This window comes from Pseudomonas sp. G.S.17 (genome assembly GCF_038096165.1).
GTDB lineage: Bacteria > Pseudomonadota > Gammaproteobacteria > Pseudomonadales > Pseudomonadaceae > Aquipseudomonas.
The window spans coordinates 2,684,427-2,699,966 of record NZ_CP151076.1 but is presented as its reverse complement, the minus strand read 5'-3'; the positions used below and the strand labels follow the sequence as shown (position 1 = coordinate 2,699,966).

15 protein-coding genes are annotated in these 15,540 nt (G+C 59.7%); 8 read left to right on the top strand and 7 right to left on the bottom strand.

The annotated features are described in order from the left end of the window. The first annotated feature begins 58 nt into the window (after nt 1-58). The 3 genes from AABC73_RS12525 to AABC73_RS12515 all read left to right on the top strand — a co-directional run bounded on the left by AABC73_RS12525 (nt 59) and on the right by AABC73_RS12515 (nt 2,705). Nucleotides 59-526 (top strand): Lrp/AsnC family transcriptional regulator, encoded by a 468-nt coding sequence (locus AABC73_RS12525; RefSeq protein WP_341523849.1) that lies wholly within the window; start codon nt 59-61, stop codon nt 524-526. Between the two features lie 394 nt (nt 527-920). Continuing rightward, complete coding sequence (locus AABC73_RS12520) at nt 921-1,466, top strand: DUF4880 domain-containing protein (protein WP_341523848.1); 546 nt, start codon at nt 921-923, stop codon at nt 1,464-1,466. Between the two features lie 99 nt (nt 1,467-1,565). Then, nucleotides 1,566-2,705, top strand: a complete 1,140-nt coding sequence (locus AABC73_RS12515) for a M14-type cytosolic carboxypeptidase (RefSeq protein WP_341523847.1) — start codon at nt 1,566-1,568, stop codon at nt 2,703-2,705. 238 nt (nt 2,706-2,943) lie between these two features. Here AABC73_RS12515 and AABC73_RS12510 read toward each other — a convergent pair whose 3' ends face one another. Both AABC73_RS12510 and AABC73_RS12505 read right to left on the bottom strand, forming a co-directional pair. After that, nucleotides 2,944-3,489: a cytochrome b gene (locus AABC73_RS12510; protein ID WP_341523846.1), complete on the bottom strand. Its 546-nt coding sequence runs from the start codon at nt 3,487-3,489 to the stop codon at nt 2,944-2,946. After that, entirely contained in the window at nt 3,486-4,583 is a 1,098-nt protein-coding gene (locus AABC73_RS12505; RefSeq protein WP_341523845.1) for a catalase family peroxidase, read from the bottom strand. The genes AABC73_RS12510 and AABC73_RS12505 overlap by 4 nt, the downstream gene beginning before the upstream one ends. 175 nt (nt 4,584-4,758) lie before the next feature. Here AABC73_RS12505 and AABC73_RS12500 point away from each other — a divergent pair, with 175 nt between their 5' ends. After that, nucleotides 4,759-5,271 (top strand): sigma-70 family RNA polymerase sigma factor, encoded by a 513-nt coding sequence (locus tag AABC73_RS12500; RefSeq protein WP_331149498.1) that lies wholly within the window; start codon nt 4,759-4,761, stop codon nt 5,269-5,271. After that, nucleotides 5,268-6,026 carry an anti-sigma factor gene (locus AABC73_RS12495; RefSeq protein WP_341523844.1) on the top strand — a complete coding sequence of 253 codons (759 nt, stop codon included), beginning with the start codon at nt 5,268-5,270 and terminating at the stop codon, nt 6,024-6,026. The genes AABC73_RS12500 and AABC73_RS12495 overlap by 4 nt, the downstream gene beginning before the upstream one ends. 100 nt (nt 6,027-6,126) lie before the next feature. Here the strand turns inward: AABC73_RS12495 and AABC73_RS12490 are convergent, their stop codons facing one another. Next, nucleotides 6,127-7,335 carry an MFS transporter gene (locus tag AABC73_RS12490; RefSeq protein WP_341523843.1) on the bottom strand — a complete coding sequence of 403 codons (1,209 nt, stop codon included), beginning with the start codon at nt 7,333-7,335 and terminating at the stop codon, nt 6,127-6,129. A 105-nt stretch (nt 7,336-7,440) separates the two neighbouring features. On the opposite strand from AABC73_RS12490, the gene AABC73_RS12485 reads away from it, so the two are divergent. Both AABC73_RS12485 and AABC73_RS12480 read left to right on the top strand, forming a co-directional pair. After that, a complete protein-coding gene (locus AABC73_RS12485; RefSeq protein ID WP_341523842.1) occupies nt 7,441-8,016 on the top strand; it encodes a TetR/AcrR family transcriptional regulator C-terminal ligand-binding domain-containing protein in 576 nt (191 codons plus the stop codon). Nucleotides 8,017-8,019: 3 nt separating this feature from the next. Then, nucleotides 8,020-9,318: a leucine-rich repeat-containing protein kinase family protein gene (locus tag AABC73_RS12480; RefSeq protein ID WP_341523841.1), complete on the top strand. Its 1,299-nt coding sequence runs from the start codon at nt 8,020-8,022 to the stop codon at nt 9,316-9,318. A 225-nt stretch (nt 9,319-9,543) separates the two neighbouring features. On the opposite strand, the gene AABC73_RS12475 is transcribed toward AABC73_RS12480, so the two are convergent. After that, the gene (locus AABC73_RS12475; RefSeq protein ID WP_341523840.1) at nt 9,544-10,248 is read right to left on the bottom strand and encodes a YebC/PmpR family DNA-binding transcriptional regulator; all 705 of its coding nucleotides are present in this window, start codon (nt 10,246-10,248) and stop codon (nt 9,544-9,546) included. Nucleotides 10,249-10,543: 295 nt separating this feature from the next. On the opposite strand from AABC73_RS12475, the gene tssI reads away from it, so the two are divergent. After that, nucleotides 10,544-12,640: a type VI secretion system tip protein TssI/VgrG gene (gene tssI, locus AABC73_RS12470; protein WP_341523839.1), complete on the top strand. Its 2,097-nt coding sequence runs from the start codon at nt 10,544-10,546 to the stop codon at nt 12,638-12,640. Nucleotides 12,641-12,659: 19 nt separating this feature from the next. On the opposite strand, the gene AABC73_RS12465 is transcribed toward tssI, so the two are convergent. The 3 genes from AABC73_RS12465 to AABC73_RS12455 all read right to left on the bottom strand — a co-directional run bounded on the left by AABC73_RS12465 (nt 12,660) and on the right by AABC73_RS12455 (nt 15,515). Next, nucleotides 12,660-13,433 carry an enoyl-CoA hydratase gene (locus tag AABC73_RS12465; protein WP_341523838.1) on the bottom strand — a complete coding sequence of 258 codons (774 nt, stop codon included), beginning with the start codon at nt 13,431-13,433 and terminating at the stop codon, nt 12,660-12,662. An 84-nt stretch (nt 13,434-13,517) separates the two neighbouring features. Then, nucleotides 13,518-14,723 (bottom strand): acetyl-CoA C-acyltransferase, encoded by a 1,206-nt coding sequence (locus AABC73_RS12460; RefSeq protein ID WP_341523837.1) that lies wholly within the window; start codon nt 14,721-14,723, stop codon nt 13,518-13,520. 24 nt (nt 14,724-14,747) lie between these two features. After that, entirely contained in the window at nt 14,748-15,515 is a 768-nt protein-coding gene (locus AABC73_RS12455; protein WP_341523836.1) for an SDR family NAD(P)-dependent oxidoreductase, read from the bottom strand. Nucleotides 15,516-15,540: the final 25 nt, after the last annotated feature.

Genomic DNA, 15,540 nt, shown 5'->3' with positions numbered 1-15,540 from the left:
AAAATCTGCTGATATTCGACATATTCCTTTCGGTAAAAATAAAAAACAGGGTCAATTCATGCAGATTAAATTAAGCCCCATCGACCGCAAGATCCTGCGCCTGCTGCAACACGATGCCGACCTCTCCGCTGCGGAGATCGCCGAACGCGTCGAGCTTTCCCAATCGCCCTGCTGGCGGCGGATCAACCGGCTGCAGGAAGAAGGCGTTATCGAACGCAAAGTCGCCCTGCTCAACCCGAAAAAGCTCGGCCTGACCATGACGGTTTTCGTCAGCGTGAAGTTATCGGGGCATGGTCGGCGTTATCTGACCGAATTCGAAGAAGCGATCACCGGCTACCCGGAGGTGCTGGAATGCTATGCGATGGCGGGGACTATGGATTTCTTGCTGAAGGTCGTGGCCCAGGACATTTCCAGCTATGAACGCTTCTTGCGCGATCACCTGCTGCAACAGCCCCACGTACAGGAAGCGCACTCCAACATCGCCATGAGCGAGGTGAAGCGCACCACTGAATTGCCACTGGATTGAGGCTCTGCGGCCTCGTCACCGATTGCTTTTCTGCATGGGCGCAAGAAAAACATTTGACTTGCAAATGATAATGATTATTATTGCATCAACTGGTCGCGAGATCAGCTGGATAACTCAGGAGTCTTAGGTCGGCTCCTGGATTATCTCCTCATCAGGCTAATCACGGTTTTTGACCCGGATTTTTTCCGGGTCTTTTTTTTGGTTTTTTCGTTGCTTCAGGCTAATGAAGACGTGTCATTCTGCGATTGCGCGGATCATAGCAAAAAGAATATTGAACGAGACTGCGAAGTTGGCTTTCTCAGCCTTTGGCAGCCAGATAAATAGTAAATGATGAGACATCTCCGTTGAGATAGGTTCTCATCATTGAGTGATCTCATCAGCGAGGCGATCGATCATGAGTACCCGGCTCTCGTCTTTTACCGCCTTTCCGGCTCACCAGCCGGACGCACCGCTCAGCCGGCAAGCGCTAGAACTGCGCATCGGCCTGCAGAAATTGTCGCGCCGCGCGCAGCAGATTTTTCTCATGAGTCGGCTGGATAACCTGCCCTACGCGAACATCGCCAGCTTTCTGGATACCGACCTGGACGCTGTCGAGCGCGCCATGGTCCGAGTCCTGCAACAAAGCCGCCCCCATGTGGCCGCGTCCATCGCGCCGGTTGCCGAAAACGTCAACGAAGCGGCCAGCCGTTGGTATGTGCATTTGCAAAGCCCGCAGGCCACCGCCAGTCAGCGCATTGAATTTCGTCACTGGCTTGATGCGGATCTGGATCACCTGTGCGCCTTCGAGGCGACCGAACGACTGTGGCGTCAGTTATTGGCTCCGGCTACTGCCATGGGCGCCAGCGGCTGGCATCGTCGCAAGCGCCGCGCCTATCTGGGATGGTGGTTGCTCTCGGCGTTCGTGGGCGGGCTGCTGGTGACCGCCGAGGCGTTCTACTGAGTCACTCATGGCCGATTGACTGAAGTTAACGTCGCCGTGGTCCGCGGTGTTCCGTGTAAAGTAGCTGTCACATTTGGCACTGACGTACAGGAACCCACCGTGACCACTCTCAGCATCAGCGCGGACTTCGACAGCGGCAATATCGAAGTAATAGACGCGAGCAGCCCTGCACATATTCAGCTGGCAATGCGTCCAGACACCAAAAGCCCGCATTTCCAGTGGTTTCACTTCAAGGCTGAAGGCCTGCACGTCGGCGAGCCCCACCATTTCAGTCTCAACAATGCCAGCCAGTCCAGTTACAACCGGGCGTGGACCGGCTACAACGCGGTTGCGTCCTACGACCACCAGGACTGGTTCCGCGTGCCCTCGACGTTCGACGGCAAGGCGCTGAATTTCACCCTCACGCCGACCCACTCCGAGGTGTATTTCGCCTACTTTGAACCTTACAGCCGTGAGCGCCATGACTGGCTGATCAAGCACGCGCTGGAAAATGCTGGCACGGAACTGCTGGCCACCGGTAAAAGCGTTGAAGGTCGCGACATTCCGCTGCTGCGCAAAGGCAACGGAGCCCCGGGCAAGCGCAATATCTGGATCATCGCCCAGCAGCATCCTGGCGAACACATGGCCGAGTGGTTCATGGAAGGCTTGATCGAGCGCCTTGTGGAGCAGAATGATCCGCAACTGACGCAATTGCTGGATGCCGCCGATTTGTACCTGGTGCCGCACATGAATCCCGACGGCTCCTTCCGTGGACATTTGCGCACCAATGCCAATGGCAAGGACCTCAATCGCTGCTGGCAGGATTCCACCGAAGACACCAGCCCCGAGGTGTTTTTCGTCAAGCAGCAGATGGAAAAGTATGGCGTGGACATGTTCCTTGACGTACATGGCGATGAGGAAATCCCCTACGTCTTCACTGCTGCCTGTGAAGGCAATCCCGGCTATACGCCCAAACAGGCTGAGCTGGAAGAACACTTCCGCCGCCGCTTGAGCGAAATCACCCGGGATTTCCAGACCCGTTACGGCTATCCCCGCGCGCAACCCGGCCAGGCCAACATGAACCTGGCCTGCAACAGCATCGGCGAGCGCTTCAAGTGCCTGTCATTGACCCTCGAGATGCCGTTCAAGGACAACGACAACGCCCCCGACCTGGTAACGGGCTGGTCAGGCAAACGTTCCAAGCAACTGGCCAAGGATGTTTTGACCACGCTCGCGGAAATGGTCCCGGTGTTGCGCTGACAGCACTGAATTCTGGAGCGAACTGTGCAGACTGTGTGAAAACGTCACGAGCGAAGGCAAGACAAGGCAAAAACAGGCGGAAAAGCGGAGTCTAGGTGTTCTAAATGAGCATTTTCCGCCTGTTTTTAACGCAGTATTGCCGAGCGCAGTAGTTTTCACACAGTCTGCGTGGGAGCGAGCTTGCTCGCGAATAGGCACGACGCCTCGCCAACAAGTTGGCTCCTACAGGGCAGGTTCGTTACTCGGTGCCCGTACCCCGCAACATACTGCCCAGCACTGCATCACGGCGGATCCAGCCGTGAAACAGTGCGGCGGCGACATGCAGCAAGATCGTCAGAAACAGCAGATAAGCCAGGTACGTATGCGCCTGGCGCAGAAACGCAAAGGTATGCGGGTTGGCCGCCACGATTGACGGCAGTCGCAACGAATTGCCCAACATCACCGGATCTCCGGCGGCAGAAATCATTGACCAGCCAATCAATGGCATCGCCAGCATCAGCGCATAGAGCAGATAGTGCGACAGCTTGGCGGACAACGCCTGCCATGTCGGCAGATCGGCCGGCAACGGCGGCGTTTGCGTAGAGAAACGCACGATCAGGCGCAGGATCACCAGCACCAGAATCGCAATCCCCAACGGCTTGTGAAGGTTGAGCAACCATTCATGGCGTTGCGATACCGAAGCCACCATGCCAGCGCCGATAAACAGCATGGCGATGATCATCAGCGCCATCAACCAATGCAGCAGTCGCGCCAGCGGGGCGAAATGTCGGGTAGGTGCGCTCATGATTTTTTCTCCGCAACGGGCGCCGCTTTCGGCAATTGATCAACTTCGCCGGTACGCCGCTGATAAGAAGATGCGTAGGCCGCCGAGCGGGCCGCCAGCAACGGGTCGCCAGAACCCGCGATACCGGCAGGCAGGATCAACGGATCAAAGTTGATATCGCGGCAATCACCGTCTGCTTGGGGTTGCGTGCTGTCGATGACCAGCGTCCCGGCATTGATGGCGCGACGTTCGGCAGGCCATTGCTTGCTGGCGTCGTCAATCGGGTCGTTTGGTTCGGCCAGGGTGATCATCAGGTTCCAGCGCAGCGGACCACGGGCGAGCCGGTCGGCTAGATCCGGCTCCAGGTAGTCCTTGGCATCCGGCGCGGGGCTGTCCGCAGTATCCTGATTGACCGGCACCATGTTCCAGCGCACGGCCTGGCGCTTGCCCTCTGCGTTGATGAGATAGAACGCATTGACGCTGTTATAGGTTTCGGTGGCGTAGCTGGCGGAAGGTTTGGCAGTCTTGACCCAGGTGAGGAATGGCACAGCCTCAGGATGCTTGGCGAAAAACGCCGCAGGCTTGGCCGGATAAGGTTTACCGGTTGCCGGATCAGGCGCCTGGGCTTGCATCAATTCATAAAAAGCCTGCGGCGTGCCGACCGGGAAAACCGGCATGGCATTCATCCCGGTCCGCCATTGCTGGCCGTTGGCCTGGGTGAAACGCAGCGCCATACTGCGCAACGGCGCGGCACTGTCCGGCGAGTAGGGATTGCCGGTCGGCAAGGCAAAGCGGCCTTCGACCGGGGTGCGCGTCGCGGAAAATACCTGTGCGCTGGAATACTGCGCGGCGCTGCCGTTGCTTTCAAAGTAACCTGCGACACACACGCCCTTGGGGTGGTTGCGCCTGAATCCGGGATGCACGCCGTTGTTGTGCTCAAGCCCATCGACCAGACGTGCCGGGGTCAGACGCTGTGGATCCAGATAGCCGCCGACGTAAGCCAGCGCGGTGGCCGCCGCCAACACGATAACGCCGATACCAGCCAGCCGCAGCAGTGTGCTGCCAAGGCTCAGGGGCGGTTTTTGCTGTTCAGGCGGCGGGAAGCGCTCGACCATGGGGGATCTCCTGGGCCGTTGGCCTGTAGGTAAGTGGACGGTAAGACGCACCCTGTCAGGGTTTATTCCCTGCTCCGAAATTAATTGTATAAATGGAGGAATAAACGCTGTGGAGCGTCGTCTCTCTGATCACACGCTTACCTGATCATAGTTACAGACCGGAAACCCGCCGCCCATGAACGAGCTTGATGAACAGTTACGGGAGTTGATCCCGCGCATGCGCAGATTTGCCCAGTCGCTGACCCGCAACCCCAGCACTGCCGACGACCTGGTGCAGGCCAGCCTGGAAAAAGCCTTGTCGGCCTGGGGTAACAAGCGGCCGGAAGGCGATTTGCGCGCCTGGCTGTTTTCCATCCTTTACCGGCAGTTTCTGGACGCCCATCGCCGCTCCCGGCGCTATAGCCGAATGCTTGAGCTGTTTACCGGCGGTGGCGACGATCATTACCAGCCCAGCGTCGAGCGCACCGTGGTGGCGCAGTCCACCCTGGGTGCATTCGAGCGCCTGAACACCGAACAGCGCGCGTTGCTGCTCTGGATTTCAGTGGAAGGCTTGAGTTACAAGGAGGTCGCCGAAATTCTCGATGTACCTGTTGGCACCGTCATGTCCCGCCTGTCGCGCGCTCGCCAGGCGCTACGCCAAATCAGTGATGGCGAAATCCTGTCCCCTGCCCTGCGGATATTAAAATGATTACTTTGCCCCCCAGCGAACACGTATTGAATGCTTACGTCGACCGTCAGCTCAGCGATGCCGACCGGGCGACACTGGAAACCTGGCTCGCCGCGCATCCCGACGTCGCCTTGCAGGTAAAGCAATGGCAGGAAGATGCGCAACAGTTGCGTGCGGCCTTGAGCGGCCAACTGCAACGCCAGGCCAATCCCGAACTGGACCCAACGTTCATTCGCCAGCGCATGCGCCGCAACAGCTATCGGCATTACGCCACGGCGGCGGTATTGCTGGTGGCAGTGAGCGTCGGCGGCCTGAGCGGCTGGCACGCCCGGGAACTGACCCTGAGCAGCGCTACCCTGCCCATGGCCGATGCGGTGCAGGCTTACCGGATGTTCGCCGTCAACGAGAACATGGCCAGTGACTGGAGCGCCGAAAAACCCAACGATGCCCAAGGCTGGCTGGACCGCAACTTTGCCCGGGCCGAGCGCCTGCCGAATATGGAAGCGGCCGGTTTCAGGCCGGTCAGCGGGCGCATGACCAGCACCGAGCAAGGCGCGGCGGCCATGGTCGTGTACAAAGATCGCGAAGGCCGCACCCTGAGTTTCTACATCCGTCCGCCCGGTGCGCAGCATCATCTGCTACCGCGTGGCAGCCGCCTGGATGGCGATCTGCAGGCTGACTACTGGTCCAGCGGCAGTTACAACTACGCGGTGGTTGGCGCCGCCAAAGACGAAGCGACCCAGCGTGCCCGGAAGGCTTTGCCTGAAGCGATTTGATGGGTGGTTGCGAATTTGTAGGACCGGCTTTAGCCGGGAGAACGCTCTCCCGGCTAAAGCCGGTCCTACGCAATGACGCGGTGATTCAGCAACAAACCGATCAAGCCATCGCCCGCCGGCCATTGCTGCGCTGCACCAGCAACCCCAGCAATGCCGTCAGCGCCAGCGCAATCACCACCGCACCATAGACGTTGGTGGTAGCGATCAGACCGAAGCTGTGCGCTGAAAACCCTGCGGCGAGCGCTGGCACACAGAACGCCAGGTAACTGAGTACGTAGAACGCCGACATCAAACCCGCCCTCTCGTGGGCATGGGCCAGCGGCAGCAGCAAGCGCAAGGCGGCGAGAAAACTTGAGCCGAAACCTATGCCGGCGATCACCGTCCCGACGAAAAACAGCCATAGCCAACCCGCATTCACTGCCGCCAGGATGACGGCGACGCCCAGGGTCAGGAAGCTTGCGCCGATCCATAAGCCAAGCGTCGGCGGGCGCAAACGCAGAGTGAGGATCGCCAATGCGCCGCTCAAGGTTAGCGACGCCACAGCTAACCCGCCGTTGATTGCCGAGGTTGAACCCGTCGCCGCCGCCAACAGCGAAGGAGTCAATGACAGGTAGAAACCGCCCAGCGACCAGGCGGCGATATCCACCGGCAACACCAGCCATAAAGTACGCCGCGCCTGGAGCGGGACATGCAGCGAAGGCTTGAGGGACTTCCACACCCCCGGCTGGCGGCTGACCGTCTCCGGCATGCGCCACAGATAAATGGCCTGCGACACAAACGCGGCCAGCAACAGGTAATACGCCAACAGCAGCGGCAGAGGCGCCAGCTCTACCAGCAAGCCAGTGCCCAACGCGCCGATGGCCATGCCGAACATTGGTGCGATACTGTTGATCAACGGACCCTGCTTTTGATCGCTGTCCAGCAATGCTGCGCCCAGAGCACTTGCGGCCATGCCAGTGGCCAGGCCTTGAAGCATGCGCGCCAGGACCAGCCAGATCACATCCGTGGCTATGATAAACAACAGCATCGAGACGATTTCCAGCAGCAAGGCGCTGAAAATGACCGGCCGCCGGCCCAGATAATCCGACAACGAACCGACAATCAGCAAGGCAACCAACAGCGTCAACGCGTAAACCGCGAAGATCAGCGTCAACATCGCCGCCGAGAAGCCCCAGGCCTGCTGGTACAGATGGTACAGCGGAGTCGGCGCGCTGGAGGCGGCGAAAAAGCACAGCGTGGTAAACGCCAGAAAGCCCAGGTGATTGCGACCCCGTTCGTGCATATCCGGTTTCTGGAAAGGAAGGGACATGGGTACACTCTCCACTCAAGCAAATCATTAAAGCTAATATTTAGCGTTTCCGAGTGTGCTAGCTGTCGCCGCTTAAAGCAAATACTTTGTGTTAAGGTCTGCCACATGGCTATTAAAGAAGGAATACGCCCCGGCGGCCGCAGCGCCCGGGTGCAAGAGTCGATTCACGGCGCAGTGCGCGATCTGCTACGCGAACATGAGCGCGGCGACCTAAGCGTGCCTCTGATTGCGACGCGCGCTGGCGTTACCCCATCGACCATCTATCGTCGCTGGGGCGACCTGACCACGCTGCTGGCCGATGCCGCGGTGGAACGCCTGCGCCCGGACCCACCCATCGATTGCGGCAACCTGCGCGACGATCTGCGGACCTGGACCGAGATGTACCTGGACGACGTAGACTCCGCTCCTGGCCGGGAAATGATGCGCGACGTCGTAGCCAGCAACGGCGCCAACTGTTCCGGCAAATGCATGGCGATTACCCGCGACCAGCTGCAGATCATCATTGATCGCGCAGTGGCCCGTGGTGAAACATCGCCCAGTGCCGAGGACCTGATCGACCGCGTGGTAGCGCCGACGGTCTACCGGATTCTGTACGCCGAAGCCGCGCCATCCCTCGCGCGCGTTCATCAATGGGTCGACGGCTGCCTGGCAGACGCCAACGCTCAAGTGGAGCGCGTCTGATCCATGCACAGCCTCGAAGACCTGCGCGCTGGCCAACTGGCCGGCATCAAACGACTGGACCTGTCCTGTGGCCTGACCGAGTTCCCGAGGGAAATCTTTGCGCTGGCCGACTCGCTGGAAGTCCTCAATCTCAGCGGCAATGCCTTGCAGCACTTGCCTGATGACCTGCATCGCCTGAAGCGTCTGCGCGTGTTGTTCGGCTCGGACAACCTGTTTACCGAGCTGCCTGAATGCATCGGCCAGTGTCGTGAACTGCAGATCGTCGGTTTCAAGGCCAACCAGATCCAGCATGTCCCGGCTCAGGCGCTGCCGCCGCAGTTGCGCTGGCTGATCCTGACCGACAACCGGATTCAGTACCTGCCCGAAGCGCTGGGCGATTGTCCGGCACTGCAAAAGCTGATGCTCGCTGGCAATCAGTTGCAGTTGCTGCCCGCCAGCCTGGCCCGTTGCGAACGCCTTGAGCTGATCCGGATTGCCGCCAATCAGCTTACGGAATTGCCCGCATGGCTGCTGGAACTGCCTTCACTGGCCTGGCTGGCTTACGCTGGCAATCCGCTATGTACCGAACACGAACAACCTGATGTGCGGCAGATTCCCTGGCCGGAGCTGCATGTTCAACAGCAACTGGGCGAAGGCGCCTCGGGCATCATTCAGCAGGCGCGCTGGCAAAGCCCGGAACAGCCTGACAAGGCCGTCGCACTCAAGCTTTATAAAGGCAGCGTGACTTCCGATGGCTCGCCGCTCAATGAAATGGCAGCGTGTATTGCTGCCGGCAATCACCCCAACCTGATTGGCATCGAAGGCCAGATCCTTGACCATCCCCAGGCTCAGGCAGGTTTGGTGATGCAATTGATTGCGCCGAGCTTTGCCAATCTGGCAGGACCTCCGAGCCTGGATTCCTGCACCCGGGACATCTATGCAGCCGATCTGCGCCTGTCCTTGCCTGTGGTTTTGCGTATAGCCCAAGGCATCGCGTCGGTTACCGCCCATTTGCACGCGTGCGGCATGACTCACGGCGATCTGTACGGACACAACATTCTGTGGGAACCCGACGGCACCTGCCTGCTGGGGGATTTCGGCGCAGCGTCGTTTCATCCGTCCTCTGCTTCGGGGCAAGCGCTGGAGCGCATTGAAACACGGGCGTTCGGGATTTTACTGGGGGAGTTGCTGGAGCGCTGTGACGCCGAAGGGTCGCAGATGACAGCGTTGCGTCAGGTGCAGGCTCAGTGTGTGCAACCGGAGATTGGCGCGAGGCCAATGCTGCAGGAGGTTTATGACTTTCTACAGACCCGCGAAATCTGAAACTGGATAAGATCTCTGTGGGAGCGAGCTTGCTCGCGAAGCGGCCAGTACAGTCCAGGTTTCCCTGCAACATAGAATCTCCCACAATTCGCACCCACAAGGACGGCGCTGAATTCGTTGGAGCGAGGCTTGCCCGCGAATCGGGCGCCTCGGTGGACCAGATGCACCGCGTTATCGTTCTTCGCGGGCAAGCCTCGCTCCAACAGGCTCTCTGTTTACCGCTGCTTACCCCGCCAACCCTACATAAACGTTCTGCACATCATCGTTGTTGTCGATGGCTTCCAGGAAGGCTTCGACTTCGGCCATTTGCTCGTCGGTCAGGCCGTCCACAGTGCTTTTCGGGCGGTAGCCCAATTGCGCGGACTGCACGCTAAACCCGAATTCAGGCAGCTTTTTGCAGACTGCGTCCATGTCGGTTGGCTCGGTGAGGAACAGCGTCGCGCCCTCTTCACCCGGCTCGCAATCCTGCGCGCCCGCTTCGATGGCGGCTTCATCAGCATCGGCATCCGGGCTGGCAGGTACGGCTTCAATCATGCCCTGATAGTTGAAATCCCAGGACACCGAACCTGCGGCGCCAAGCTGGCCCTTGCGGAACAGCACGCGAATTTCCGAAACGGTGCGGTTGATGTTGTCGGTCAGACACTCGACGATCACCGGGACGCGGTGCGGCGCAAAACCTTCGTAGGTCAGGCGTTCAAACGTGACGTTCTCGCCGAGCAGACCGGCGCCTTTCTTGATTGCGCGCTCCAGCGTTTCACGGGGCATCGAGGCTTTTTTCGCCTGCTCGACCACCAGACGCAAACGCGGGTTCATATCCGGATCAGCGCCGGCGCGTGCAGCAATCATGATTTCCTTGGACAGCTTGCCGAAAATACGACCCTTGGCATTGGATGCTGCTTCTTTATGCTTGACCTTCCACTGTGCGCCCATGCTTGCTCTCTTGATCCGATTGCGCCCTGCCCATCACAGCCGCCGTCGCTACAAAACACCGACGATGGCTGGGGCAAAGCGCTGAAAAATTGGCTAACCGAATGAAATGCGTCGTGACTGATGAACGACGCCCGGCGCATTTTATACGCGATGGCGCCAGATGAAACCCCTACTGTCGCGCCATTGATCGCAGTCAAGCCGTCGATGCCGGTGAAACACCGTGAAGCCAATCACCGATATTACCCTTTAGCTTGTAGTCCCTTTCCGAAAAAAGCCTAAGCGATGCCCATTGACCTTGGCATTTCGTACCCTCTGCACCCTGAATTTCAAGCTGGGAGCGCTGTGGATGTTCGAAGACAAGCAAATGCCGATAACGCTGAGCCTCGCCGGCAGCCCGATGGACCTGCGTGTCCTCAGCTTCACCGGCCACGACGCCCTGAACGAGCCGTATCGCTTTGACGTCGATCTGATCAGCAACAACCCGCATCTGGATATGACAAGTCTTGCAGGCAGCGCCGCCTGGCTGGCCTTTGGGGTCGAGCATGCGGGGGTTCATGGCCTGATCGACAGCGCCAGGCAACTCTATGCCGGAACCTGCCTGAGCCTGTACCGAATGACCCTGGCGCCCAGTCTGCTCAAGCTGCAACAAAACCGTCAGCGCCGCGTATTCACGGGCTTAAGCGTCCCGCAGCTGATCATCCAGTTATTGGACAACCATGGCCTGGACCAGGAGAGTTACCGTTTCGAGCAACCAGTGGGCGTGTATCCGCCTCGGGACTGGTGTGTGCAATACGACGAAACCGATTTGCATCTGCTGCAAAGGCTCTGCGAAGAGGAAGGCATTCATTTTCGGTTTGAGCACAGCCCGACCGGGCACCAGCTTATATTTGCCGACGATCCGGCCAGCTTTCCGGAGCGCCAGAGCGCCGTACGCTTGCAGCGCGATGAAACCACCCACAACCAGCCGACCATTGGCTACCTGAGCGAACGCCTGACCATCCACGCCGATGCTGGCGCCCATGACCCGGTATCGCGCCGCTGCAGGGGCACCGACGCCAGATTGCTGGCGACTGCGCAATCAGCTGCGCAAGGCGCAACCAACCAGCCTTTCGACACGGGAACCGACGCGCCAAGACCCGGCGACGAGGAAGCCCACCATCGACAGACCAGCGCTCGTACGCTGGAGCGCCTGCGTTGCGAGCGACGTCATATCCGTGGCTGGAGCAGCGATTGCGCACTGACCAGTGGCCAGATCATTCAGGTTCTGGATCACCCCGTCCCGTTGTTCAACGATCAATGGCTGCTGATCAACCTCCGCCATTGGGCAAAACAGCCAGAGGTCCTGGAGGGTTGCGACCCTCATGATATGGCCGCAATCCTGGGCGCGGCCGTCGCTGCAGCGGACGAGGGACAGGCGCCGTGGATCGATCAACTGTCGAGGCTGCCTGAGCTTGAGACATTCGATCATGGCTACCGCAACGGCTTTGGCGTGCTGCCTTGGGCAATGACATTTCGCCCTTCCTGCACCCACCGAAAACCTGGCATACGCGGTGATCAGCAGGTGACGTTGATGGCTGACGCGGCCGGGTTCGTCAGAACCGGTGATGCGTGGCGCGTCCCGATACGTTACGACTGGCAGATTGCGCCATCCTCAGCGGATGAACACGCCTGCTGGGTTCTGGCAGACCTGCCCGATCTCGCCGAGGTGTCGGTCAGCGAGCTGGCCGCTGGCGACCGGCTGCTGGTGCGGCATTTCGACAGTGATCCAGACAAGCCGGTCATCTGCGGCGTGCTGGCACACAGAACTGCAGTTCGAGTGGCCGAAAGCCCGGAAACAGCAATCCTGTTGAACGGAATAAATCTCGAAGAAACGCCCGTTAACCTTCATCTGAATGCCATGGACGATCTCTTGTTCGAAGCGCGGCAAGACCTGCGTCTAAGCACTTCGAAGGCGACGTTCGAGCTGAGCAGCGCAGGAATCACGATCACTGGCCCGCACACGCTCACCCTGCAACCCTGCACTTTGCCGAAAGTGGCGTCCGTCAAAGCGCCAGACACGCTGCGCTGGGAAGACGATTTGCGTTTGACCGAACATCCCGGCCTGCAAGGCGCGCCGCTGGCAAACCGAATCTGGTACATCGTGTTCATGTCGATCCCAGGCCTGGCCCACTTACCGCGACTCGAACCCCGGCATTTTCTCTATGAGGGCAGAACCGACGAGCGAGGCTATCTCGGGCTGACCTGCGCCCAGATGCGCGAGCTTTCCGCGCGCTACTGCAGAAGCCCGAAGCACCTTTGCCTGGTGCATCCCGACTGCTGCATGACGCTGCAGGATTACTTTGCGCAGAACTGGAGCGAGCAACGGCTACGCGCGTTCATGGAACAGGACTGACGAACCCTCATCTGCGGCGCTAGCGTCCGTTGAAATGGGGCTCACGTTTCTCGATAAAGGCCGCCATGCCTTCCTTTTGATCTTCGGTCGCGAATGCCGCGTGGAACACCCGACGCTCGAAACGGATGCCTTCGGCGAGGCTCACTTCGAAGGCCCGATTGACGCTTTCCTTGACCATCATCGCTATCGGCAAGGATTTTTCGGCGATTGACCTCGCCACTTTGAGAGCCTCGTCCAATAACTGCTCGGCAGGCACGATGCGCGCCACAAGCCCGGCTCGCTCGGCCTCCTCGGCATCGATCAGGCGTCCGGTCAGACACATTTCCATGGCTTTGGCCTTGCCGATCGCACGGGTCAGGCGCTGGGTGCCGCCCATGCCTGGCAATACGCCCAGTTTGATTTCCGGCTGACCGAAACGCGCGTTATCTGCGGCCAGAATGAAGTCGCACATCAACGCCAGCTCACAACCCCCACCCAAGGCAAAGCCCGCCACTGCGGCAATCATCGGCGTGCGCCGGTTCGCGACCCGGTCGCTTTGGGCGAACAAATCGTCGAGGTAGATTTGCGGATAGACCAGATCAGCCATTTCCTTGATGTCTGCGCCTGCGGCAAACGCTTTGGCGGAGCCAGTCAGCACGATGCAGCCAATGTTGCGGTCACTGTCGAGCGCATCCAGCGCGTGGTTCAATTCATTGATCAGCTGCGCATTGAGGGCGTTCAGCGCGCTGGGCCGGTTCAAGGTAATCAAACCGACCTGTCCTTGAATCTCGATTAGAATCGTTTCATAGGCCATTGATTTATATCCTCTTTTATTAAAATCAAACTAATCACATAAATAACTTGAGATATATCACGCAAGTCAATGATTTAAATGAATTTATAGGACCTCAATCGCCATTGCCGTTGCCTCGCCGCCACCGATGCAAATTGCCGCCACGCCGCGCTTCAAGCCCTTTTGTTTGAGGGCGTTGATCAGGGTGACCAGAATGCGAGCGCCAGACGCGCCGATGGGGTGGCCCAGCGCACAAGCGCCGCCGTGCACATTGACCTTTTCATGCGGCAACTCCAGCTGGCTCATGGCAACCAGCGTGACCACCGAAAAGGCTTCGTTGATCTCGAAAAGGTCGACGTCGCCCAACGACCATCCGGTACGGCTGAGCAATGCCTTGATGGCGCCGATCGGCGCGGTGGTGAACAGCCCCGGCTCGTCGGCAAACGCCGCGTGGCCATGGATCACGGCCAACGGCTGCAAGCCGCGACGTTGCGCCTCGGAGCGGCGCATCAACAGCAATGCCGCTGCGCCGTCGGAGATCGAACTGGAGTTGGCGGCCGTTACGCTGCCGCCTGGGCGAAACGCTGGTTTAAGCGTTGGAATCTTGTCCGGACGGGCTTTGGGCGGCTGTTCGTCCTGGGTGATTTGCCGTTGTTCCTTGCCTGCCGTCACCTGCAGCGGGACGATTTCCGCGTTGAAATAGCCGTTCTCGGCAGCCGCCTGAGCGCGAGTCAATGAGGCGATAGCAAAGGAGTCCTGGGCTTCACGGCTGATGCCGTTCGCCTCGGCGCAGTCTTCGGCAAAAGTGCCCATCAGCCGACCGCGCTCATAGGCATCTTCCAGCCCGTCGTAAAACATGTGATCAAGCACCTGGCCATGACCCATGCGATAACCGCTGCGGGCGCGATCCAGCAAATACGGCGCGTTGGACATGCTTTCCATGCCGCCGGCAACGATGACCTCGGCGCTGCCGGCCAACAGCATGTCATGGCCGAGAATCGCGGCCTGCATGCCGGAGCCGCACATTTTGTTCAAGGTGGTGCACAAGGTCGAAGTCGGCAGGCCGGCGCCCAACGCGGCTTGTCGCGCAGGTGCCTGACCGATCCCGGCCGACAGCACACAACCGAACAGCACCTGCTGGACATCGGCCGAGGCCAGTCCGGCGCGTTCGACGGCCGCACGAATGGCCACAGCACCCAGTTGCGGAGCCGTCATGCTTTTCAGATCACCCTGAAAGCCGCCCATGGGCGTGCGGACCGCGCTGACGATCACCACCGGATCATCACGAGTTGCGGGATTATCAATAGACATGATCAAACTCCTGAGTCTGATTGATCATTTGGCGGCCATGCGCAGCGCGCCATCCAGACGGATAACCTCGCCGTTGAGCATGGGGTTTTCGATGATGTGCCGCACCAGCGCCGCGTATTCGGCCGGTTTGCCCAGCCGTGGCGGGAATGGCACGCCCGCAGCGAGGGAATCGCGCACTTGCGCGGTCATGCCGGCCATCATCGGCGTTTCGAAAATGCCGGGGGCAATGGTCATGACCCGAATGCCGAAGCGCGCCAGTTCTCGGGCAGCTGGCAGGGTCATGCTGACGATTGCGCCCTTGGACGCCGCGTAGGCTGCCTGACCGATCTGGCCGTCATAGGCCGCCACCGATGCAGTATTGATGATCACGCCGCGCTCACCGCCCTCGTTCGCCGCGCTTTCGGCAATGACCGCCGAAGCCAGGCGCAGCAGATTGAAGCTGCCGATCAGATTGACGTCGATGACCCGCCGGAAGCTCTCCAGGTCATGCACGCCTTCCTTGCCGAGGATTTTTTGCGCACCGACAATTCCGGCGCAGTTGACCAGCCCGTGCACTTCACCGAACGCCGCCACCGCCGCAGCCACGGCTGCCTGGGCCGAATCTTCCCGACTGACATCAGTCACCACCGCGTGGGCGCGCGCACCGAGTTTGTCACGTTGCGCAGCCAGCGCCTCGGCATTGAGGTCCACCAACATCACCCGCGCGCCCGCCTCGATCAGCATCTGCGCGGTTGCCGCGCCCAGCCCGGATGCGCCGCCGCTGACGATGAATGCCTTGTCTTGAATGTCCATGCAACCTCGCTATTTCGATTTTATT

Bases quoted from the DNA above. Each gene is read 5' to 3' on its own strand.
- AABC73_RS12485 (WP_341523842.1), top strand. From the start codon at position 7,441: ATGGCTATTAAAGAAGGAATACGCCCCGGCGGCCGCAGCGCCCGGGTG.
- AABC73_RS12510 (WP_341523846.1), bottom strand. From the start codon at position 3,489: ATGAGCGCACCTACCCGACATTTCGCCCCGCTGGCGCGACTGCTGCAT.
- AABC73_RS12505 (WP_341523845.1), bottom strand. From the start codon at position 4,583: ATGGTCGAGCGCTTCCCGCCGCCTGAACAGCAAAAACCGCCCCTGAGC.
- AABC73_RS12525 (WP_341523849.1), top strand. From the start codon at position 59: ATGCAGATTAAATTAAGCCCCATCGACCGCAAGATCCTGCGCCTGCTG.
- AABC73_RS12475 (WP_341523840.1), bottom strand. From the start codon at position 10,248: ATGGGCGCACAGTGGAAGGTCAAGCATAAAGAAGCAGCATCCAATGCC.
- AABC73_RS12460 (WP_341523837.1), bottom strand. From the start codon at position 14,723: ATGTCTATTGATAATCCCGCAACTCGTGATGATCCGGTGGTGATCGTC.
- AABC73_RS12455 (WP_341523836.1), bottom strand. From the start codon at position 15,515: ATGGACATTCAAGACAAGGCATTCATCGTCAGCGGCGGCGCATCCGGG.
- AABC73_RS12465 (WP_341523838.1), bottom strand. From the start codon at position 13,433: ATGGCCTATGAAACGATTCTAATCGAGATTCAAGGACAGGTCGGTTTG.
- AABC73_RS12520 (WP_341523848.1), top strand. From the start codon at position 921: ATGAGTACCCGGCTCTCGTCTTTTACCGCCTTTCCGGCTCACCAGCCG.
- AABC73_RS12480 (WP_341523841.1), top strand. From the start codon at position 8,020: ATGCACAGCCTCGAAGACCTGCGCGCTGGCCAACTGGCCGGCATCAAA.
- AABC73_RS12495 (WP_341523844.1), top strand. From the start codon at position 5,268: ATGATTACTTTGCCCCCCAGCGAACACGTATTGAATGCTTACGTCGAC.
- AABC73_RS12490 (WP_341523843.1), bottom strand. From the start codon at position 7,335: ATGTCCCTTCCTTTCCAGAAACCGGATATGCACGAACGGGGTCGCAAT.
- AABC73_RS12500 (WP_331149498.1), top strand. From the start codon at position 4,759: ATGAACGAGCTTGATGAACAGTTACGGGAGTTGATCCCGCGCATGCGC.